The sequence below is a fragment of the Serpentinimonas barnesii genome, from assembly GCF_000696225.1.
Classification (GTDB): domain Bacteria; phylum Pseudomonadota; class Gammaproteobacteria; order Burkholderiales; family Burkholderiaceae_C; genus Serpentinimonas; species Serpentinimonas barnesii.
The window spans coordinates 1-18,269 of the sequence record NZ_BAWN01000039.1; the positions used below are offsets into that span (position 1 = coordinate 1).

The 18,269-nt window shown below is 65.4% G+C and carries 26 protein-coding genes and 1 pseudogene; 24 read left to right on the top strand and 3 right to left on the bottom strand.

The window, feature by feature from the left end; all coding sequences use genetic code 11:
• The 13 genes and pseudogenes from SRAH_RS12170 to SRAH_RS10645 form a co-directional block, all read left to right on the top strand.
• On the top strand, nt 1-120 hold a 120-nt coding region (locus SRAH_RS12170), incomplete at its 5' end, for an EF-Tu C-terminal domain-related protein (protein ID WP_076607016.1).
• A 23-nt stretch (nt 121-143) separates the two neighbouring features.
• Nucleotides 144-455, top strand: a complete 312-nt coding sequence (gene rpsJ, locus SRAH_RS10590; RefSeq protein ID WP_029463315.1) for a 30S ribosomal protein S10 — start codon at nt 144-146, stop codon at nt 453-455.
• 251 nt (nt 456-706) lie between these two features.
• Nucleotides 707-1,378, top strand: a complete 672-nt coding sequence (gene rplC, locus SRAH_RS10595) for a 50S ribosomal protein L3 (protein ID WP_029463316.1) — start codon at nt 707-709, stop codon at nt 1,376-1,378.
• Nucleotides 1,378-1,998 carry a 50S ribosomal protein L4 gene (rplD, locus tag SRAH_RS10600; RefSeq protein ID WP_029463317.1) on the top strand — a complete coding sequence of 207 codons (621 nt, stop codon included), beginning with the start codon at nt 1,378-1,380 and terminating at the stop codon, nt 1,996-1,998. The genes rplC and rplD overlap by 1 nt, the downstream gene beginning before the upstream one ends.
• Nucleotides 1,995-2,309 (top strand): 50S ribosomal protein L23, encoded by a 315-nt coding sequence (gene rplW / locus SRAH_RS10605; RefSeq protein ID WP_029463318.1) that lies wholly within the window; start codon nt 1,995-1,997, stop codon nt 2,307-2,309. Before rplD ends, rplW begins: the two co-directional genes overlap by 4 nt.
• Before the next feature lie 2 nt (nt 2,310-2,311).
• Nucleotides 2,312-3,136 carry a 50S ribosomal protein L2 gene (gene rplB, locus SRAH_RS10610; RefSeq protein ID WP_029463319.1) on the top strand — a complete coding sequence of 275 codons (825 nt, stop codon included), beginning with the start codon at nt 2,312-2,314 and terminating at the stop codon, nt 3,134-3,136.
• Between the two features lie 12 nt (nt 3,137-3,148).
• Nucleotides 3,149-3,424, top strand: a complete 276-nt coding sequence (gene rpsS, locus SRAH_RS10615; protein WP_029463320.1) for a 30S ribosomal protein S19 — start codon at nt 3,149-3,151, stop codon at nt 3,422-3,424.
• An 11-nt stretch (nt 3,425-3,435) separates the two neighbouring features.
• The gene (rplV, locus tag SRAH_RS10620; protein ID WP_029463321.1) at nt 3,436-3,765 is read left to right on the top strand and encodes a 50S ribosomal protein L22; all 330 of its coding nucleotides are present in this window, start codon (nt 3,436-3,438) and stop codon (nt 3,763-3,765) included.
• Nucleotides 3,766-3,781: 16 nt separating this feature from the next.
• Nucleotides 3,782-4,588: pseudogene (rpsC, locus tag SRAH_RS10625) on the top strand (30S ribosomal protein S3); the annotation flags it as partial.
• A 23-nt stretch (nt 4,589-4,611) separates the two neighbouring features.
• Complete coding sequence (gene rplP / locus SRAH_RS10630) at nt 4,612-5,028, top strand: 50S ribosomal protein L16 (protein ID WP_029463323.1); 417 nt, start codon at nt 4,612-4,614, stop codon at nt 5,026-5,028.
• A gap of 13 nt (nt 5,029-5,041) precedes the next feature.
• Nucleotides 5,042-5,245: a 50S ribosomal protein L29 gene (gene rpmC / locus SRAH_RS10635; RefSeq protein ID WP_029463324.1), complete on the top strand. Its 204-nt coding sequence runs from the start codon at nt 5,042-5,044 to the stop codon at nt 5,243-5,245.
• Between the two features lie 3 nt (nt 5,246-5,248).
• Entirely contained in the window at nt 5,249-5,530 is a 282-nt protein-coding gene (rpsQ, locus tag SRAH_RS10640) for a 30S ribosomal protein S17 (RefSeq protein ID WP_045477256.1), read from the top strand.
• Nucleotides 5,531-5,615: 85 nt separating this feature from the next.
• Nucleotides 5,616-6,122, top strand: coding sequence for a peroxiredoxin (locus SRAH_RS10645; RefSeq protein ID WP_029463326.1), 507 nt, complete (start codon nt 5,616-5,618; stop codon nt 6,120-6,122).
• A gap of 55 nt (nt 6,123-6,177) precedes the next feature.
• Here the strand turns inward: SRAH_RS10645 and SRAH_RS10650 are convergent, their stop codons facing one another.
• Complete coding sequence (locus tag SRAH_RS10650; protein WP_029463327.1) at nt 6,178-6,843, bottom strand: cytochrome b/b6 domain-containing protein; 666 nt, start codon at nt 6,841-6,843, stop codon at nt 6,178-6,180.
• A gap of 143 nt (nt 6,844-6,986) precedes the next feature.
• Between SRAH_RS10650 and SRAH_RS10655 the strand changes: the two genes are divergently transcribed.
• On the top strand, nt 6,987-7,433 hold the full coding sequence (locus SRAH_RS10655) for a c-type cytochrome (protein ID WP_029463328.1): 447 nt from the start codon (nt 6,987-6,989) through the stop codon (nt 7,431-7,433).
• An 8-nt stretch (nt 7,434-7,441) separates the two neighbouring features.
• On the opposite strand, the gene SRAH_RS10660 is transcribed toward SRAH_RS10655, so the two are convergent.
• Together SRAH_RS10660 and SRAH_RS10665 are read right to left on the bottom strand one after the other, a co-directional pair.
• Nucleotides 7,442-7,948, bottom strand: coding sequence for a TlpA disulfide reductase family protein (locus tag SRAH_RS10660; protein WP_232841045.1), 507 nt, complete (start codon nt 7,946-7,948; stop codon nt 7,442-7,444).
• 18 nt (nt 7,949-7,966) lie between these two features.
• The gene (locus SRAH_RS10665; RefSeq protein WP_045477259.1) at nt 7,967-8,404 is read right to left on the bottom strand and encodes a thioredoxin fold domain-containing protein; all 438 of its coding nucleotides are present in this window, start codon (nt 8,402-8,404) and stop codon (nt 7,967-7,969) included.
• 110 nt (nt 8,405-8,514) lie between these two features.
• On the opposite strand from SRAH_RS10665, the gene SRAH_RS10670 reads away from it, so the two are divergent.
• From SRAH_RS10670 to SRAH_RS10715, 10 genes are all read left to right on the top strand, one after another.
• Entirely contained in the window at nt 8,515-8,970 is a 456-nt protein-coding gene (locus SRAH_RS10670) for a PTS sugar transporter subunit IIA (protein ID WP_029463331.1), read from the top strand.
• A complete protein-coding gene (locus SRAH_RS10675) occupies nt 8,939-9,208 on the top strand; it encodes an HPr family phosphocarrier protein (RefSeq protein ID WP_029463332.1) in 270 nt (89 codons plus the stop codon). Before SRAH_RS10670 ends, SRAH_RS10675 begins: the two co-directional genes overlap by 32 nt.
• Complete coding sequence (gene ptsP, locus SRAH_RS10680) at nt 9,205-10,965, top strand: phosphoenolpyruvate--protein phosphotransferase (protein ID WP_029463333.1); 1,761 nt, start codon at nt 9,205-9,207, stop codon at nt 10,963-10,965. The genes SRAH_RS10675 and ptsP overlap by 4 nt, the downstream gene beginning before the upstream one ends.
• A gap of 158 nt (nt 10,966-11,123) precedes the next feature.
• Nucleotides 11,124-13,286 carry a type I secretion system permease/ATPase gene (locus SRAH_RS10685; RefSeq protein ID WP_045477262.1) on the top strand — a complete coding sequence of 721 codons (2,163 nt, stop codon included), beginning with the start codon at nt 11,124-11,126 and terminating at the stop codon, nt 13,284-13,286.
• Complete coding sequence (locus SRAH_RS10690) at nt 13,286-14,707, top strand: HlyD family type I secretion periplasmic adaptor subunit (RefSeq protein ID WP_029463335.1); 1,422 nt, start codon at nt 13,286-13,288, stop codon at nt 14,705-14,707. The genes SRAH_RS10685 and SRAH_RS10690 overlap by 1 nt, the downstream gene beginning before the upstream one ends.
• 21 nt (nt 14,708-14,728) lie before the next feature.
• Complete coding sequence (locus tag SRAH_RS10695) at nt 14,729-15,394, top strand: helix-turn-helix transcriptional regulator (protein ID WP_029463336.1); 666 nt, start codon at nt 14,729-14,731, stop codon at nt 15,392-15,394.
• Nucleotides 15,391-15,657 carry a hypothetical protein gene (locus SRAH_RS10700; RefSeq protein WP_052369182.1) on the top strand — a complete coding sequence of 89 codons (267 nt, stop codon included), beginning with the start codon at nt 15,391-15,393 and terminating at the stop codon, nt 15,655-15,657. Before SRAH_RS10695 ends, SRAH_RS10700 begins: the two co-directional genes overlap by 4 nt.
• Nucleotides 15,658-15,698: 41 nt before the next feature.
• Complete coding sequence (locus SRAH_RS10705) at nt 15,699-16,502, top strand: MlaE family ABC transporter permease (RefSeq protein WP_045477268.1); 804 nt, start codon at nt 15,699-15,701, stop codon at nt 16,500-16,502.
• A 4-nt stretch (nt 16,503-16,506) separates the two neighbouring features.
• Nucleotides 16,507-17,499, top strand: a complete 993-nt coding sequence (locus SRAH_RS10710) for an MlaD family protein (RefSeq protein ID WP_029463339.1) — start codon at nt 16,507-16,509, stop codon at nt 17,497-17,499.
• Nucleotides 17,500-17,537: 38 nt separating this feature from the next.
• Entirely contained in the window at nt 17,538-18,254 is a 717-nt protein-coding gene (locus SRAH_RS10715; protein WP_045477275.1) for a hypothetical protein, read from the top strand.
• Nucleotides 18,255-18,269: the final 15 nt, after the last annotated feature.

Here is an 18,269-nt window from a genome sequence, read left to right on the forward strand (position 1 = left end):
AACGTCTCCATCACCGTCAAGCTGATCGCCCCGATCGCCATGGAAGAAGGTCTGCGCTTCGCCATCCGCGAAGGCGGGCGCACCGTGGGCGCCGGTGTGGTGGCCAAGATTCTGGATTGATTGCACACAGGAACCCACACACCATGAGCAAGCAAAAAATCCGCATCCGCCTCAAGGCCTTCGACTACAAGCTGATCGACACCTCGGCCGCTGAGATCGTTGACACCGCCAAGCGCACCGGCGCCATCGTCAAGGGCCCCGTGCCCCTGCCGACGCGCATGAAGCGCTTCGACATCCTGCGCTCGCCGCACGTCAACAAGACCAGCCGCGACCAGTTCGAGATCCGCACCCACCAGCGCCTGATGGACATCGTGGACCCGACCGACAAAACCGTCGATGCGCTGATGAAGCTGGACCTGCCAGCCGGCGTCGATGTCGAGATCAAGTTGCAATAAGGCCACAGGCGCCGGGCCTGCGGCAGCGCAGACGAGCCGAAAACGCTCCGCAGGCCTTGCGTGAATTTAGTCAGCGGGTTATAATTTTGAGCTTGGCCATGTTTAGGCAGCAATGCCTGCGCAGACCCCAAGCAAAAACAATCGTCAAATCTGGCGCAGCCCCTGCCCCTTCGAGGATAGGGGCTATGTTGGTTTTAAAAGCTCCGGCCAATTGCAGTCGGACACGCGCACAGCGCGGAAATGGAGAAAAAATGAGTCTGAGCAACTCCCTGGGGTTGTTGGGCCGCAAGGTGGGCATGATGCGCCTATTCACCGACGACGGGGACGCGGTTCCTGTCACGGTGGTGGATGTATCAAACAACCGCGTGGCACAAGTCAAAACCCAAGCCAATGATGGCTACGACGCCCTGCAGCTGACGTATGGCCAGCGCCGCGCCTCGCGCGTGAGCAAGCCTGCGGCCGGTCACTTGGCCAAAGCCGGCGTCGAAGCCGGTGAAATCCTGCAAGAATTCCGCGTCAGCGCGGATGTGGCGGGCAAATACGCCGCTGGCACCGTGCTGCCAGTGGCCGAGCTCTTTGCCGTGGGCCAAAAGGTCGATGTGCAAGGCACCTCGATCGGTAAAGGCTTTGCCGGCACCATTAAGCGCCACAACTTTGCGTCGCAGCGCGCCTCGCACGGCAACAGCCGTTCGCACAACGTGCCGGGCTCCATTTCGATGGCGCAAGATCCGGGCCGCGTGTTTCCGGGCAAGAAAATGACTGGCCACATGGGCGACGAAACCGTCACCACGCAAAACCTCGATGTGGTGCGCGTGGATGTCGAGCGCCAGTTGCTGCTCATCAAGGGCGCGGTGCCAGGCTCCAAAGGCGGCTTCGTGACCGTGCGTCCGGCCGTCAAAGCACTGCCCAAAGGAGGCAACTGATGCAAGTCGAACTGCTCAACCCACAAGGTCAGGCCGCTTCCAGCGTTGAAGTGCCCGATGCCGTCTTTGGTCGCGACTACAACGAGTCGCTGATCCACCAACTGGTGGTGGCCTACCAAGCCAACGCGCGCCAAGGCACGCGGGCGCAAAAAGACCGCGCCACCGTCAAGCACAGCACGAAAAAGCCGTTTCGCCAAAAAGGCACCGGCAACGCCCGCGCCGGCATGACCTCCTCGCCGCTGTGGCGTGGGGGCGGTCGCATCTTCCCGAACAGCCCGGACGAAAACTTCGGTCAAAAGCTCAACAAGAAGATGTACCGCGCCGGCATGGCGTCCATTTTGTCGCAACTGGTGCGCGAAGGCCGTCTGGCGGTGGTCGATGCCATCACGCTCGAAGCGCCCAAGACCAAGCTGCTGGCCGACAAGTTCAAGGCCATGAACCTCAAGTCGGTGCTGTTGATTGCCGACCAGGTCGATGAAAACCTCTATCTGGCTTCGCGCAACCTGCCGCATGTGCTGGTGCTGGAGCCACGCTACGCCGATCCGCTCTCGCTGGTGCACTACAAAAAGGTGATCGTCACCCCAGGCGCCATCGAACAATTCAAGGAGATGTTCGCATGAGCAACATCCAGTTCGACGAAGGCCGCCTGATGCAGGTGCTGGTGGCGCCGATCGTTTCCGAAAAGGCCACCGCCACGGCCGAAAAAACCAATGCGGTTTTGTTCAAGGTGCTGCAAAACGCCACCAAGACCGAAATCAAGGCCGCCGTGGAGCAAATGTTCAACGTCAAAGTCAAGGCCGTCAACGTGCTCAACCAAAAGGGCAAGAGCAAGCGCTTTGGCAAAACCATCGGTCGGCGCGACCACGTGCGCAAAGCCTACGTGACGCTGCAAGCCGGTCAGGAAATCAGCTTTGGCGGGGAGGCCGTCTGATCATGGCAGTCATCAAGATGAAACCGACCTCCCCCGGCCGCCGGGGCATGGTCAAGGTCACACGCGAAACCCTGCACAAGGGTGAGGGCTACGCGCCGCTGCTGGAGCCCAAGTTCCAGAAGGCCGGCCGCAACAACAATGGCCACATCACTGTGCGCCATCGGGGCGGCGGCAACAAGCACCACTACCGCGTGGTCGATTTCGTGCGCAACAAAGACGCCATTCCGGCCAAGGTCGAGCGCCTCGAGTACGACCCCAACCGCAGCGCCCACATCGCTCTGCTGTGCTACGCCGACGGCGAGCGCCGCTACGTGATCGCGCCGCGTGGCGTGGCCGTGGGGGCCACCCTGCTGTCGGGCCCGGAGTCGCCGATCCGCGTCGGCAACACGCTGCCGATTCGCAACATCCCCGTGGGTTCGACCATTCACTGCATCGAAATGCTGCCTGGCAAGGGCGCGCAAATCGCCCGCTCGGCCGGCGCGTCGGCGGTGCTGCTGGCCCGCGAAGGCGTGTATGCCCAAGTGCGGGTGCGCTCCGGCGAGGTGCGCAAGGTGCATGTCGATTGCCGTGCCACCATCGGTGAGGTCTCGAACCCCGAACACAGCCTGCGCCAGCTTGGCAAGGCTGGCGTCAAGCGCCACATGGGCATCCGCCCAACCGTGCGCGGCGTCGCCATGAACCCGATCGACCACCCGCACGGTGGTGGTGAGGGCCGCACCGGCACCGGCATGCCGCCGGTTGATCCGTGGGGCAACCTGACCAAAGGTTACCGCACCCGCAACAACCGTCGCACGCAGACCATGGTCGTCTCGCGGCGCAAGAAGTAAGGGGCTGACACCATGACACGTTCACTCAAAAAAGGCCCCTTCGTTGACCATCACCTGATGGCCAAAGTCGAAAAGGCCGTTGCTACCAAAGACAAAAAGCCGGTCAAAACCTGGTCGCGCCGCTCCATGATCCTGCCCGACTTCATCGGGCTGACGATCGCCGTGCACAACGGCAAGCAGCACGTGCCGGTCTATATCACCGACCAGATGGTGGGCCACAAGCTGGGCGAGTTCTCGCTCACGCGCACCTTCAAGGGTCACCCTGGCGACAAGAAAGCCAAGAAGTAAGGACACACACCATGGAAACACGCGCAATCGTTCGCGGCGTCCGCCTCTCGGTGGACAAGGGCCGCCTGGTGGCTGACCTGATTCGAGGCAAAAAAGTCGATCAGGCGCTGCACATTCTGAACTTCACCCAGAAGAAGGCTGCGGGCATCGTCAAGAAGGCGCTCGATTCGGCCATCGCCAACGCCGAACACAACGACGGGGCCGACATCGACGAACTCAAAGTCAAGACAATCTACGTCGAGCAAGGCACCACGCTCAAGCGCTTTTCGGCACGCGCCAAAGGCCGCGGCAACCGCATCAGCAAACCGACCTGTCACATCTACGTGACGGTGGGCACCTAAACCGACAGGACTAGCCATGGGACAAAAAATCCATCCGACCGGTTTTCGCCTCTCGGTGAGCCGCAACTGGGCCAGCCGCTGGTACGCCAGTGAGCGCAACTTCGCCGGCATGCTGGCCGAAGACATCAAGGTGCGCGAGTACCTCAAAGCCAAGCTGAAAAACGCCGCCGTGTCGCGCGTCGTGATCGAGCGCCCGGCCAAAAATGCCCGCATCACCATCTACTCGGCGCGCCCGGGTGTGGTGATCGGCAAAAAAGGCGAGGACATCGAGAAGCTGAAAAAAGAACTCGCCGCCAAGCTGGGCGTGCCGGTGGCTGTCAACATCGAAGAAGTGCGCAAGCCCGAAGTCGATGCCAAGCTGATCGCCGATTCCATCACGCAGCAGCTCGAAAAGCGCATCATGTTCCGCCGCGCCATGAAGCGCGCCATGCAAAACGCCATGCGTCTGGGTGCCCTGGGCATCAAGATCATGTCGGCTGGGCGCCTGAACGGCATCGAGATCGCCCGCACCGAGTGGTACCGCGAAGGCCGGGTGCCGCTGCACACGCTGCGCGCCGACATCGACTACGGCACCTCGGAAGCCAAGACCACCTACGGTGTGATCGGCGTCAAGGTCTGGGTCTACAAGGGCGACAACCTGGGCCGCAGCGATGCGCCCACGCTCGACAGCACCCCGCGCCCCGACGACGAGCGCCGCCCGCCCCGTGGCCCGCGCCGCGATGGCCGTCCGGAAGGTCGCCCCGATAGCCGGGGTGGCCGTGGAGCCGGTGCTGGTGCGCCACGCCGTGCCGCTGGCGCCCCCGCCGATGGCGGCGCCAAACCGCAGGCCTAAGGAGAAATTCAATCATGTTGCAACCTGCACGCCGTAAATACCGTAAAGAACAAAAAGGCCGCAACACGGGCATCGCCACCAGCGGTGCCACCGTGGCCTTTGGCGATTTCGGCCTGAAGTCCACGGATCGTGGCCGTCTGACGGCTCGCCAGATCGAATCCGCCCGCCGCGCCATTTCGCGCCACGTCAAGCGCGGTGGCCGGGTCTGGATTCGCGTCTTCCCCGACAAGCCAATCTCCAAAAAGCCCGCCGAAGTCCGCATGGGCAATGGCAAGGGAGCGGTCGAGTACTACGTGGCCGAAATTCAGCCAGGCAAGGTGCTGTACGAGATCGTGGGCGTGCCCGAGCAATTGGCTCGGGAAGCCTTCTTGCTCGCCGCCGCCAAGCTGCCGCTGCGCACCACCTTCGTGACCCGCATGTTGGGCCAGTAATCAGGAGCACCCCATGAATACCGCCGAACTGCGTCAAAAAGACGAAGCCGCCCTGCAAGCCGAGGTGAAATCGCTGCAAAAAGCGCATTTCAACCTGCGCATGCAAAAAGCCACGCAACAACTCAACAACACCGCCACGCTGGGTGAAACCCGGCGCGCGATTGCCCGTGCCAAGACCATCTTGGCGCAAAAACGCGCTTCGGCCCCCAAGGAGTGAACCATGAGTGAAGCCCAATCCAGTGCCACCTCATCCCTCAAGCGCACCCTGATCGGCAAAGTGGTGAGCGACAAGCGCGCCAAGACCGTCACGGTGCTGGTTGAGCGCCGCGTCAAGCACGAGCTCTACGACAAGATCGTGATCAAGTCGAGCAAGTACCACGCGCACGACGAAAACGGCGATTTCCACCTCGGCGACGTGGTCGAGATCACCGAGAGCCGCCCGCTGTCGAAAACCAAGAACTGGGTTGCGACCCGCTTGGTGCAAAAAGCCGACTTGGTGTAAGCCTTTTGGTCTTGGCCCCGGGCCTTGCAGAAAAACCAACCGACAATGCCGGTTGGTTTTTTTGTTTCTGCCTAGGAGTGCACACATGATCAAAGTTGGAGACCGCCTTCCCGCCACCACCCTGATGGAGTACGTTGAGCAAGCGGGTGAGGGCTGCAGCATTGGCCCCAACAAGGTCGAGACCGAGGCCGCGCTGGTGGGCAAGACCATCGCCCTGTTTGCAGTGCCCGGGGCCTTCACTCCCACCTGCTCGGTCAGTCACTTGCCCGGCTACCTTGAGCGCAGCGCCGATTTCAAGGCCGCCGGGGTTGATGAAATCTGGTGCGTGAGCGTCAACGATGCCTTCGTGATGGGGGCGTGGGCGCGCGAGCAGGGCACGGCAGGCAAGATCCGCCTGCTGGCCGACGGCGACGCCGCGCTGGCACGCGCCACCGGCCTGACGCTCGATCTGAGCGGGCGCGGCCTAGGGCTGCGAAGCAACCGCTACTCGATGCTGCTGCAAGACGGGGTGGTCAAGGTGCTCAACGTCGAGGGACCGGGCAAGTTCGAGGTCTCGGACGCCGGCACCTTGCTGGCGCAGATCAAGGGCTGAGGCGCCGCGGCTAAGTTGCCAGCGGCCCAGCCGCGCGCTGGGTAGCCGCTTGGCGCTACACCAGCGGCCAATTCACCAGCGCATAAGTCAAGCCCGCGGCCACGGCGTAGCAGCCGGCCGCCAGCGCCCAGGGCAGACCGCCATCGCGGCTGGCAGGCACCGGCTCAGGCAGCAGCTTATCGCCCGTGAGCATGGCCGACACCAGCGCCTCGCGCTTGACCAGCTTGTAGTACAGCAGCGCCAGCAGGTGCAGCACCACCAAGGCGATGAGCAGCAGTTTGCCGACTTCGTCGTGGTAGTCGCTGGCGCGATCGACCCATTCTGGGCTGGCCCACGCCACCCAGGGGCCGGAGTAAAAGATGGCGTCGTCGGTGAGCAGGCCGCTGAAAACCTGCAGCAGCAGCACCAGCAGCAGCGCAAACACCGACAGCGCACCCAAAGGGGTGTGACCAACGCGGTGCAGCGCCGGGCTGCGCCCGCGCAGATAGGCCCAAAGCGAAGTCGGCGCATAGATGAAGCTGGCAAAGCGCGCCCAGTGCCCGCCCACCAAGCCCCAGAATACCCGAAACAGCAGCAGCGAGAGCACGAAGTAGCCCAGCCACAGGTGCCACTCCATCCACAGCCCGCCCACGTTGCCGGTGACGATCAGACCCACCACGGTCAAGGTTAAAGACCAGTGAAACAGGCGCATCGGTCCATCCCAAACTCGAACTCGGTGCATCGGTGCAAACCCCCCAAACAACAAAGCAAAACAGTCGGGCAAATAGCCCTGCAATCAAGCAGTAATGATAAGCGCATAAACTGCCTTCGGCTGCACCCAAGCGGTGAGCCATTCCAGTTTTCGATTACCCAGAGGAACGTCACATGAAATTGCCCGTCGCGCTGATTGCCGCCGCCCTGCTCGCCACCGCCGGTGCGGCGCAGGCCCAGTTCCGCACCCCACAAGACGCGGTCGATTACCGCCAAGGGGCTTTTAATGTCATGGGCCACCATTTTGCGCGCGTGGGCGCCATGGCCAACGGCCGCGTGCCTTTCGATGCGGCGGTGCTGCAGCAAAACATGGCCATCATCATGACGGTCTCGCGCCTGCCGTGGGCGGGCTTCACGCCCGACACGCAAGGCCTGACCAGCAAAGCCAAGCCGGTGGTTTGGACCGAGCGCGCCCGCTTTGACGCCGCTGCCCAAGACGCGGCGCGTTCGCTCACCGCGCTAAACGCCGCCGCCATGACCAACAACCTCGACGCCGTGCGGCGCGCCTTTGGCGAGACCGCCGCCTCCTGCAAGGCCTGCCACGACAACTTCCGCGACTAAAACCAGCGCTAGGCCAACAAGCCTTCGATGTAGGCGTTCAGTGCGGCCGGGTCGATCGGCCCCAAGTAGCGCTTGACAATGCGTGCCTGCCGGTCCACCACAAAGGTGGTGGGCGTCAGGCGCACCTCGCCCCAGTCGCGCGCCAAGGCGCCGCTGTGGTCGAGCGCGACCTTGAACGGCAACTGGCGCGTTTGGGCAAAGTTGGCCACCATGGCGGGCGGGTCGTAGCTCATGGCCACCGCGATGGTCTCGAAGCCGCGCTCGCGGTACTTGAGGTAGGTGGCCACCAGATCGGGCATTTTGCGCACGCACGAGACGCAGGAGGTGGCCCAGAAATTGACCAGCGTGACTTGGCCGCGCAGGTCGGCTTCGCTCAGCGTGCTGCCGTCGAGCAGCAAAAAGCGTGAGGGCGGCACCGCGTTGCCACCGGCACAGGCGCTCAGCCCCACAGAAGCCGCCGCCACGAGGCCCAACTGAAATTGGCGCCGGTTCAGCGCCGCAAGCATGGGTTGCATGGTCAAAATCTCCTTCAATCAACGGCCCGTCATGGCAGCGCGGGCCTGATCCAGCCGCTGCTCCAAAAAAGCCCCATAAAACTCGGGCACTGCAATGCCTTCCAGCCGCGGCGCCACTTCGCGGCCCTCGGCGTCGAAAAACAGCAAGGTGGGTGCAATGCGCACCCCCCACTGGCGCGTCAGTGCGCGGGCACTGCTGCTTTGACCCTGAAAATCCAGCAGGGCGCTGCGCCGATCGAGCATATCGATCTGCACCGCATGCAAGGCACCCTGGCGGTGCAGCGGGCCCAGATAATTGGTGCGCACCAGATCGCAAAAGGCGCAGTTGTGGATGGTCACCATCAGCACCAAGGGGCGGCGCAGCGCGCGCGCCTCCAAGCCCGCCGCGCGCAAAGAAGCGGGCACCGGCAGGCTCGGGTGCGGTTGGGCGGCTGGGGAGGTGGCCAAGTTGCTCATGGTCAAAAGCGTACTGTAGCGCGGTTGGACCGCTTGTGCAGAACCAAGTTCAGGGCCCGCACCGGCATCCAGGGGCAAAAGACGCCCCATGCCAACGCATAATCGAGCCCATGAACGGCATCATCGTCATCGCACACGCGCCGCTGGCCTCGGCGCTGCGCCAGTGCGTGCTGCATGTGTTCCCCGATGCCGATGATTGTCTGCAGGCGCTCGACGTGGCGGCGCAGCAAGCACCCGAGGAAAGCCTGGCGCAACTGCAGCAGCTGCTGCGTCGCCACGGGGCCCGGCCGCATCTGCTGTTGACCGATATCGTGGGCGCGACCCCCTGCAACGTGGCCAGCCAAGTGGCCGACGGGGTGCGCACGCGGCTGCTGGCCGGGGTCAATCTGCCGATGCTGCTGCGCGCCGTCTCGTACCGCCACGAACCCCTCGAGGCCCTGTGCGCGCGCGCGCTGCAGGGCGGCACCTTGGGCGTGATGGCGCTGCCCAGCATTCCCGCGCAGGCGCTGCAGCGCCCGACACCAAACGCTTCCCATGCTCAAAACCACCGCGACCATCAGCAATAAACTCGGATTGCACGCCCGCGCCTCGGCCAAGCTGACCAAGCTGGCAGGCCAGTACCCTTGCGAGGTGTGGATGAGCCGGGGCGGGCGGCGCATCAACGCCAAGAGCATCATGGGCGTGATGATGCTGGCGGCGGGCATGGGATCGCAGGTCGAAATCGAAACCGACGGGCCGGATGAGCAAGCCGCCATGCAGGCGCTGCTGGCACTGATAGCCGACAAGTTTGGAGAGGGGCAATGACCTTCAGCATACACGGGCAGGCGGTTTCGCGCGGCATCGCCATTGGGCGGGCGGTGCTGGTGGCTTCCAGCCGCATCGATGTAGCCCACTACTTTATTGGGCCCGAGCAGGTGCGCGAGGAGCTGCGCCGCCTGCGCCAAGCGCGCGATGCGGTGATCGCCGAAATCGAGCAGGTGCAGCGCGGCCTGCAAGAAACCGCCAGCATGGAGGCGCACCCGGAGCTGACGGCCCTGCTCGACGTGCACCTGATGCTGCTGCAAGATGTGCAGTTGCAAGAGGGCGTGACGCATTTCGTGCAAGAGCGGCACTACAACGCTGAATGGGCGCTCACCTCGCAGCTCGAACTGGTGGCCAAGCAGTTCGACGAGATGGAGGACCCCTACCTGCGCGAGCGCAAGGCCGATTTGGAGCAGATCACCGAGCGCTTGTTGCGCAGCATGAGCGGGGCTGCGCCAGCGATAATGGCTCCGACCAGTAGCCAAGAAGGCGAACGCGCCAAAGGGAGTCATGGAACGGAAGACCCGCTGGTGCTGGTGGCGCACGACCTCTCGCCGGCCGACACCTTGCAGTTCAAGCGCAGCGTGTTCGTCGGCTTTGCCACCGACGTGGGTGGCAAGACCAGCCACACCGCCATCGTGGCGCGCAGCATGGACATACCGGCCGTGGTGGGCGCGCGCGGTGCCAGCCAATTGGTGCGCCAAGACGATTGGGTGGTGATCGACGGCGACGCCGGGGTGCTGATCGTCAACCCCTCCGACATCGTGCTGGCCGAATACGGCTTCAAGCAGCGCCAAGGCGAAGTCGAGCGCCAGCGGCTGGCGCGCATCAAAAACACCCCGGCCGTCACGCTCGACGGCGAGCGCATTGAGCTGCTGGCCAACATCGAACAGCCCTCGGACACCCTGCCCGCGCTGGCGGTGAGCGCGGTCGGCGTGGGCTTGTTTCGCACCGAATTTTTGTTCATGGGCCGCCCCAGCGGCAAGCTGCCCGACGAGGACGAGCAATACGCCGCCTACTGCGCCGCCGTGGAGGGCATGCACGGCTTGCCGGTGACGATCCGCAGCGTCGACATCGGGGCCGACAAGCCCCTTAACCGCAGCAGCCGCGACGAACACCTGAACCCGGCGCTGGGGCTGCGCGCGATCCGCTGGAGCCTGTCGGAGCCGGCCATGTTCCTGACCCAGTTGCGCGCGGTGCTGCGTGCCGCCGCGCATGGCAAGGTCAATCTGCTGATCCCGATGCTGGCGCACCTGCGCGAGGTGCAGCAAGTCAAGGCCTTGTTGGCCAAGGCGCGCGAACAGCTCGACGCCCGGGCTGCCGTCTATGGCCCGCTGCGCTTGGGCGCGATGATCGAAATACCCGCCGCCGCCCTGGCGCTGCGCTTGTTTTTGAAGCACTTTGATTTTTTCTCGATCGGCACCAACGACCTGATCCAGTACACGCTGGCGATCGACCGCGTCGACGAAAGCGTGACGCACCTGTACGACCCCTTGCACCCGGCGGTGCTGCAATTGGTGGCCACCACGATTGCCGACTGCCGGGCACAGGGCAAAGCGGTGAGCGTGTGCGGCGAAATGGCCGGTGACCCGAGCATGACGCGGCTGCTGCTGGGCCTGGGGCTGCGCAGCTTTTCCATGCACCCGAGCCAGATTTTGGCGGTCAAGCAGCAGATTTTGCGCGCCGACACACGCAAGCTGCGCGCTTGGGCGCAGCAGGTGATCGAGAGCGAGGACCCGGCGGCCCTGATGGCCAACTGAGCGCCGAGGGGGCGGGCGTCCCAAGGCGGACGAGATTGCGTTTTTATCAATCGGCATGAATTTCCGCTACACTGCACCTTGATTGAAGTCAAGGACTGTCGGTTTCGTTGCGCGCGGTGTCAGGGATGCCGTGGCGCCGAGCCCATCACGGAGTAGCAATGACCCCAGATACCGCCCTGCCGCTGCCCGCTCAGCCGGCAGCGCCTGAGCGCGACGACCTGTTGCACTGCCTGATCGTGCTGGCGCGCCTGCACGGTTTGGCGCTGACGCGCGACGGCGCCTTGGCCGGCCTGCCCACGCCCGACGGGCGCCTGACGCCGTCGCTGTTTGAGCGCGCCGCGCACCGGGCTGGCCTGAGCAGCAAGTTGGTGCGCCAGCCCATTGCCAAGTTGCAAGCCGAGTTGCTGCCCGCGGTGCTGCTGCTCGACGAGCAGTCTGCCTGTGTGCTGCTCGAACGCAGCGCCGACGGCTCCAGCGTGCGCGTGATATTCCCCGACCTCGGCGAGGCTGCGCTGGATCTGCCCACGGCCCAGATTGAGGCGCGCTACAGCGGCCGCGCAATTTATGCCCGGCCGCGCACGCGCTACGACGCGCGCAGCCCGGCGGTCAAGCAGGTGCGCGGCGAACACTGGTTTTGGGGCGTGATCGCCGACAACCGGCGCCTGTACCGCGATGTGTTGTTGGCGGCGTTCCTGACCAATCTGTTCGCGGTGGCGATGCCGCTGTTCATGATGAACGTCTACGACCGCGTGGTGCCCAACCAGGCCTTCGACACCCTGTGGGTGCTCTCGGCCGGGATTTTCATTATCGTGCTGGGCGATTTGCTGCTCAAGGTCATGCGCAGCCGCTTCGTCGATCTGGCCAGCAGCCGCGCCGACGTCAAGCTCTCGGCCTACATCATGGAGCGCGTGCTGGGCATGCGCATGGAGCAGCGCCCGGCCTCGGCCGGCTCTTTTGCCGCCAACCTGCGCGCTTTCGAGTCGGTGCGCGACTTCATCGGCTCGGCCACCGTGGTGGCCTTCATCGACCTGCCCTTTGCGCTGATCTTTTTCCTGGTGATCGGCTGGATCGCACCCATGATGCTGATCCCCCTGTTCATCGGTGCAGCGGTGTTGCTGCTCTACGCGCTGGCGGTGCAAGGGCGCATGCACACCCTGACCGAAACCACCTACCGCGCCAGCGCGCAGCGCAACGCCACCCTGATCGAGGGCCTGGTCGGGTTCGAGACCCTCAAAGCACTGGCCGCCGAAGCCCCGATCCAGCGCAAGTGGGAACAAAGCGCCGCCCTGCTGGCGCGGGTGGGGGCGCAGTTGCGCTTGCTCTCGGCCAGCGCCAGCCACACGGCGGCCTTTGTGCAGGGCGCGGTCACGGTGGCGATTGTCATTTTGGGGGTCTACCTGATCGGTGCGCGCGAGCTCACCATGGGCGGCCTGATCGCCTGCTCGATGCTGGCCTCGCGCGCCATGGCCCCCATCGGCCAGGTGGCCGGCCTGTTGGTGCAGTACCACACCGCCTCCACCGCCCTGAGCTCGCTCGAAGAGATGATGCAGCGCGAAGTCGAGCGCCCCGAAGGCGCCCAGTTCATCACACGCGGCCACATACAGGGGGCGATCGAATTCAAAGACGTGTCGTTTAGCTACCCCGGCCAGAGCAACGCCTCGCTGCGCAACGTCAGCTTTCGCATCCAAGCCGGCGAGCGCGTGGCCATCTTGGGGCGCATCGGGTCGGGCAAAACGACGCTGGAAAAACTCATCCTCGGCCTGTACCGGCCCAGCAGCGGCGCGGTGCTGATCGACGGCATCGACCAGCGCCAGCTCGACCCGGCCGAATTGCGCCGTCACATCGGCTACGTGCAGCAAGACGTGATGCTGTTTTATGGCAGCCTGCGCGAAAACATCACCCTGGGCGCGCCCTTGGCCGACGACGCCGACGTGCTCAGGGCCGCCACCCTGAGCGGCATCGTGGAGTTGGTCAACCAGCACCCGCAGGGCTTTGACATGCTGGTGGGCGAGCGCGGCGAGTCGCTCTCGGGCGGCCAGCGCCAGGGGGTGGCGATCGCCCGCGCGGTGATCAACGACCCCTCGATCTTGTTGCTCGATGAGCCCACTTCGTCGATGGACCATTCGAGCGAAGAAGACATCAAAAAGCGCTTGCGGCAGTTTGTGCCGGGCAAGACCGTGGTGTTGGTGAGCCACCGAACCTCCTTGCTCGATCTGGTGGAGCGCATCATCGTCATGGACGCTGGCCGCATCGTGGCCGATGGCCCCAAAGAGCAGGTCATCCAGGCGCTGCGCCAAGGCCGTATCGGAAAGGCTGCGTGATGAGCGACCTCGAGAAAAAAACCTTCGAGCGCATCGGCCAAGCCACCGAAGCCGGCGCGCGCGTGGGCAACCCTGTGTTTGGCAAGCTGGCGCAGCGCCTGGCGCGCGACGACGCCCCCGAGGGCGAGACGCTCGACTGGGCGGCCGACGCCGACTGGGCTCAATTGCAGCAAGAACCCCTGCGCGCACGCCGCTTGCTGCGCTGGAGCGCCGTGCTGGTGCTGTTGCTGCTGCTGTGGGCGTCGGTGGCCAAGGTCGATCAGGTCACGCGCGGCGAGGCCCGCGTGGTGCCCAGCCAGCAGGTGCAGATCGTGCAGAGCGTGGATGGCGGGGTGGTGAGCGAAATTTTGGTGCGCGAAGGCCAAGTGGTAGAGGCCGATCAGGTGCTGCTGCGCGTCGACCCCACGCGCTTTGCGGCCAACTTGGGCGAGACCCGCGTCTCGCAAGCGGCGCTGGAAGCGCGTGCCGAGCGGCTGCGCGCCCTCATCCAAGGCCGCAGCTTCAATCCGGCCGTGGCGCTTGAGCGCGAGGCGCCGGCCATCGTGGCCCAGGAGCGCAGCCTGTTCGAGTCGCGCCGGGCCGAAATCAGCGCCCAGATCTCCATCACCCAGAGCCAGTTGCTGCAGCGCCGGCAAGAGCTGACCGAGGCCCAATCGCGGCGCGACTCGGCCGCCAGCAGCCTGAGCCTGGTGCAGCGGGAGCTGACCGCCACCCGTCCGCTGGTGGCCAGTGGGGCGGTCTCCGAAGTCGAGGTGCTGCGGCTGGATCAACAGGTCTCGCGCCTCGTGGGTGAGCGCGATCAGGCGGCGGCACAGATTGCGCGCGTGCAGGCCGCCATTACCGAAGCCCAGCGCCGCATTGAAGAAGTGCAGCTCACGGCGCGCAATCAAATGAGCGCCGAACTCTCCGACACCATGAGCCGCCTGTCGGCCTTGGTCGAAGGCGGGCGCGCCCTAGAAGACCGGGTGGTGCGGGCCGACATCCGCGCGCCCCTGCGCGGCACCGTCAGCCGCTTGCACGTCACGACCATGGGGGCGGTGGTGCAACCCGGGCGCGAGGTGGTGGAGATCGTGCCGCTCGACGACGCCCTGATACTGGAGGCGCGCATTGCACCGCGTGACATCGGCTTTCTGCGCCCGGGCTTGGAGGCGGTGGTCAAGTTCACCGCCTACGACTTTGCCATCTACGGCGGCCTGACCGCCGATGTCGAGCTCATCGGCGCCGACACCGTGGTCGACGAGCAAGGCAACGCCTTTTTCATCGTGCGCCTGCGCACCCGCCAGGCATCACTGGGTGAGGGCCTGCCCATCATCCCCGGGATGGTGGCCCAAGTCGACATCCTGACGGGCAAGCGCACCATTTTGAGCTATTTGCTCAAGCCGGTGTTGCGGGCCAAAGAAAACGCCCTTTCCGAACGCTGACCCCAGACGCCGAGGAACCGCATGAGCCTAGCCTACTTTTTGGTGCATTCAACGGCCAGCAGCGCCGCCTTGCCCACGCCCTCAGAGCGCTGGGTGCAAGCCTTTGCCGATGGGCAGTGGGCCACCTGGAACAATCTGTTGGCGCGGGTGCGTCCGGGCGATACGGTCTGGATGCCTGTGAGCCAGCCGCAGTGGCCGGCCCGCATCGCCGAGTTGCTGGCGCAGCGCCCGGGGTGTCTGGTGGTGGTGCTCAGCAGCGTGCCCGAAGACGCCGAAGGCCTGCGCGCGCTCGATGCCGGTGCGCGCGGCTACTGCCATTTGCAGGCGGTGCCGGAGCTGCTGCGCGAAGTGGAGCAGGTGGTGGTGCACGGCGGGCTGTGGGTGGGCCCCAGCCTGGTGCAGCGGCTGGTGGCGGCCACCCGCGAGTTGGTGCAGCGCAGCCCCGCTTCGGCCGGCGCAGCGGGCTGCGATTTGTCGGGCCTGTCGGAGCGTGAGGCGCAGGTGGCGCGGGCCGTGGCCTTGGGCAAAAGCAACAAGGAAGTGGCCGAGCAATTGTTTATCTCCGAGCGCACGGTCAAGGCCCATTTGGGGGCCATTTTTGACAAGCTGGGGGTGCGCGACCGGGTGCAACTGGTGCTCCGGCTGCAAAGCAATGTGCACTCCGACCTGCCGGGGGTGCGCCCATGAGCCCGCCACCGCCCCTGCTGCCCGACGAGGAACGCGGGCCGACGCCATCGGCCGAGCAGCCAGGTCAGCGCGAGTTGGCCTTGTCGGACAGCGGTTTGGCGCGCGTCACCGAAGACCTGATCGACATCCTCATCCTGCGCGGGGTGATCCAGTTCACCGACTTCCCGCCCGCCGCGCAAGCCAAGCTGTTGTCGCGCCGCCAGACCCGCGCCACCCTCAGCCGCCGGCTGCGCCTGCTCGACGAGCAAGACGACCCGCTTTAAAGCCATGGCGCTGCGCAGCGCCGCACGCTAAGATCGGCCCTATGGTGTGGCTCAAGCAATTTTTCGCGCTGGGATCGGGCATGGGGCGCGGGCTGCTGCATTGGTGCCTCAACTGGTGGCGCATCGTGCACCTGGGGGCGGTGATTTTGGTGCTGGCGGTCTCGCCCTCAAGCTACCGCCGCGAGCGCTGGCCGATGCTGGCCTTGCACATTTACCAGGCCACGGCGCCGGTGCTGTTGTGGTTTACGGCCTTGTCGGCCTTGTTTGGCGTGGTGCTGATCCGCATCGTGGTGGTGACGGCCACCGGCTTGGGGTTGTCGCAGTACGCGGTCGAGATGGTGGTGCGGGTGTTGGTGCTCGAGCTCATTCCGCTGGCGGCGGCGCTGTTCGTGGCGCTGCGCTGCTGCATCGGCCAAGCCGGAGAGATTTTGACGCTGCGCCGCCAGGGGGCGTTCGAGCAACTGCAAGCCGAGGGCAAAGACGCGCTGCACTGGCTGGTGCTGCCGCGCGCCTTGGCGGGCATTTTTTCGGTGCTCACGCTGGTGGCAGTCAGTTCGCTGGTGGCGCTGCTGCTGGGCTACATCAACATCTACGGCTTTAGCCCTTGGGCCATCGACGCCTACACCCACTTGGTGGGGCGGGTTTTCAGCCCCGAGGTGACGCTGATCTTTGTTTTCAAGACTTTTTTCTTTGCCCTCATCGTGGCGCTGGTGCCGCTGGCCTCCAGTCTGTACGATCCGGTAGACCCGGGTCAGCGGGCCAGCACCGAATTGCAACTGCTGTTGCGTCTGTTTCTGGCCCTGTTGCTGATCCAGATGGTTTCACTGCTGGGCAACTACTCCTGATCTCATGAGCACCGAAGACACCGTCGAACGCACCATCCGCCAGGCGCGCGTCCAGCACGTCGAATTCAAGGCCGCGGCCTTGCTGGCGCTGATGCTGGCGCTGCTGCTGGGGGCGGCGCTGTTTTTGCTCTACGCACGCGGCGCCTTCGAGCCCACCCAAGAGCTGGTGCTGATCACCGACGACTCCGAAGGGGTGGCGATTGGCATGGACCTGACCTTCTCAGGTTTTCCGATCGGGCGCGTGCGCCGCGTCGGGCTGGGTGACGATGGCAGCGTACGGATTTGGGTTGACGTGCGCAGCAGCGAGGCCCATTGGTTGCGCGAGAGCAGCGTGTTTACGCTCGAACGCAGCCTGGTGGGGGCGACGCGCTTGCGCGCCTTCACGGGGGTGTTGGAAGACCCGCCCTTGCCCGGCGGCGCCGAGCGCACCGTGCTCAAGGGCGATGCCATGGCCGACCTGCCGCGCTTGGTGATTCAGGTGCGCGATTTGCTGCAAAACCTCAGCACCATGACCGCCGAGCAGGCGCCGCTCAATGCCAGCTTGCGCAACGTGCAGCGCGCCAGCGAAACGCTGGTGGGGCCGCAAGGTGCGCTGGGGGTGCTGGTGGGCAACCCCGACGACCGCGCCCGCTTCATGCAAGTGGTCGACGAGACCAACGCCTTGCTGCGGCGCTTGGAGGCGGTGGCCGGGCGGGCCGAGTCGCTGGTGGGCAATGCCGACCAGCGCGTGTTTGGGGCCGACGGCCTGATCACCGACACCCAGGCGGCGGTGCGCCAAATCGAGGGCTTGCTGGCCGACGCGCGCCAGTCGCTGCAAAAGGTCGATGCGGTGCTGGTTGAGGCCCAGGGCATTGCGCAAAATACGCGCGCTGCCACGGTCGATTTAGACCAGTTGCGGGTTGAGGTGGAGGCCAATTTGCGCCGCATCGACGGCCTGCTCAGCGACCTCAGCCGACGCTGGCCCTTGGCGCGCGACACCGAACTGAGGGCGCCCTGATGCCTGCACAAAACCAACGGGCTGGATCTGTCCCACCTGTGCAGCCCCGTGGGAACTGGGGGCTGTGGTGTGCCCTCGGCTTGGGGGTGGCGCTGCTGGCGGGTTGCGCCGCCGGGCCGCGCGTGCCCGATTGGCAAATCGAGGCCCACGGGGCGCAGCAGCGCGCCATCCGTGCCGACCTGGAAGGCCGCCAGCGGGTGGCCGAGCTGGAGTGGCAGCGCGCGCGCGCGGCCGCCCAGCGCACGGCGCGTGCCGACCCGATGGCGCGGCTGGCGCTGAGCCGATGCGCGGTGGCGCAAGCCGCACTTGACTTGGCCGACGCCTGTCAGGCAGCGCAACCGCTGCTGCCCCATGCCGGTTTGGCTGAACAGGCTTACGCCCGCTACCTGCTCGGGCAAGCGCAGGCTGCCGACATCGAGTGGCTGCCGCCGGCGCACCGGCCCACGGCGCGGCGCTTGCTGGAGCCGGCCACGGCCGCGACAGGGGAGACGGCGGCGCTGCTGCGGGCCATCGACGACCCGCTGGCGCGCCTGGTGGCGGCCAGCGTCTGGCTGCGCGCGCAGCGGCTCGACCCCGAGGCGCTGGCGCTGGCGGTGCAGACCGCCTCCGACCAAGGCTGGCGCCGGCCCCTGCTGGCGTGGCTGCACCTGCAGGCGACGCTGGCGCAGCAGCGCGGGCAGGCCGAGCAAGCGGCCGAAGCGCTGCGGCGCATCGAGTGGCTGCTGGCGGCGCCCCCGCCGCCCACCCGCCCCTGAGCACCCGTTCGGCAA

What these genes read in the sequence shown, in the direction of transcription:
- rpsJ (WP_029463315.1), top strand. Translation starts at nt 144, where the DNA reads ATGAGCAAGCAAAAAATCCGCATCCGCCTCAAGGCCTTCGACTACAAG.
- rplC (WP_029463316.1), top strand. Translation starts at nt 707, where the DNA reads ATGAGTCTGAGCAACTCCCTGGGGTTGTTGGGCCGCAAGGTGGGCATG.
- rplD (WP_029463317.1), top strand. Translation starts at nt 1,378, where the DNA reads ATGCAAGTCGAACTGCTCAACCCACAAGGTCAGGCCGCTTCCAGCGTT.
- rplW (WP_029463318.1), top strand. Translation starts at nt 1,995, where the DNA reads ATGAGCAACATCCAGTTCGACGAAGGCCGCCTGATGCAGGTGCTGGTG.
- rplB (WP_029463319.1), top strand. Translation starts at nt 2,312, where the DNA reads ATGGCAGTCATCAAGATGAAACCGACCTCCCCCGGCCGCCGGGGCATG.
- rpsS (WP_029463320.1), top strand. Translation starts at nt 3,149, where the DNA reads ATGACACGTTCACTCAAAAAAGGCCCCTTCGTTGACCATCACCTGATG.
- rplV (WP_029463321.1), top strand. Translation starts at nt 3,436, where the DNA reads ATGGAAACACGCGCAATCGTTCGCGGCGTCCGCCTCTCGGTGGACAAG.
- rplP (WP_029463323.1), top strand. Translation starts at nt 4,612, where the DNA reads ATGTTGCAACCTGCACGCCGTAAATACCGTAAAGAACAAAAAGGCCGC.
- rpmC (WP_029463324.1), top strand. Translation starts at nt 5,042, where the DNA reads ATGAATACCGCCGAACTGCGTCAAAAAGACGAAGCCGCCCTGCAAGCC.
- rpsQ (WP_045477256.1), top strand. Translation starts at nt 5,249, where the DNA reads ATGAGTGAAGCCCAATCCAGTGCCACCTCATCCCTCAAGCGCACCCTG.
- SRAH_RS10645 (WP_029463326.1), top strand. Translation starts at nt 5,616, where the DNA reads ATGATCAAAGTTGGAGACCGCCTTCCCGCCACCACCCTGATGGAGTAC.
- SRAH_RS10650 (WP_029463327.1), bottom strand. Translation starts at nt 6,843, where the DNA reads ATGCACCGAGTTCGAGTTTGGGATGGACCGATGCGCCTGTTTCACTGG.
- SRAH_RS10655 (WP_029463328.1), top strand. Translation starts at nt 6,987, where the DNA reads ATGAAATTGCCCGTCGCGCTGATTGCCGCCGCCCTGCTCGCCACCGCC.
- SRAH_RS10660 (WP_232841045.1), bottom strand. Translation starts at nt 7,948, where the DNA reads ATGCAACCCATGCTTGCGGCGCTGAACCGGCGCCAATTTCAGTTGGGC.
- SRAH_RS10665 (WP_045477259.1), bottom strand. Translation starts at nt 8,404, where the DNA reads ATGAGCAACTTGGCCACCTCCCCAGCCGCCCAACCGCACCCGAGCCTG.
- SRAH_RS10670 (WP_029463331.1), top strand. Translation starts at nt 8,515, where the DNA reads ATGAACGGCATCATCGTCATCGCACACGCGCCGCTGGCCTCGGCGCTG.
- SRAH_RS10675 (WP_029463332.1), top strand. Translation starts at nt 8,939, where the DNA reads ATGCTCAAAACCACCGCGACCATCAGCAATAAACTCGGATTGCACGCC.
- ptsP (WP_029463333.1), top strand. Translation starts at nt 9,205, where the DNA reads ATGACCTTCAGCATACACGGGCAGGCGGTTTCGCGCGGCATCGCCATT.
- SRAH_RS10685 (WP_045477262.1), top strand. Translation starts at nt 11,124, where the DNA reads ATGACCCCAGATACCGCCCTGCCGCTGCCCGCTCAGCCGGCAGCGCCT.
- SRAH_RS10690 (WP_029463335.1), top strand. Translation starts at nt 13,286, where the DNA reads ATGAGCGACCTCGAGAAAAAAACCTTCGAGCGCATCGGCCAAGCCACC.
- SRAH_RS10695 (WP_029463336.1), top strand. Translation starts at nt 14,729, where the DNA reads ATGAGCCTAGCCTACTTTTTGGTGCATTCAACGGCCAGCAGCGCCGCC.
- SRAH_RS10700 (WP_052369182.1), top strand. Translation starts at nt 15,391, where the DNA reads ATGAGCCCGCCACCGCCCCTGCTGCCCGACGAGGAACGCGGGCCGACG.
- SRAH_RS10705 (WP_045477268.1), top strand. Translation starts at nt 15,699, where the DNA reads ATGGTGTGGCTCAAGCAATTTTTCGCGCTGGGATCGGGCATGGGGCGC.
- SRAH_RS10710 (WP_029463339.1), top strand. Translation starts at nt 16,507, where the DNA reads ATGAGCACCGAAGACACCGTCGAACGCACCATCCGCCAGGCGCGCGTC.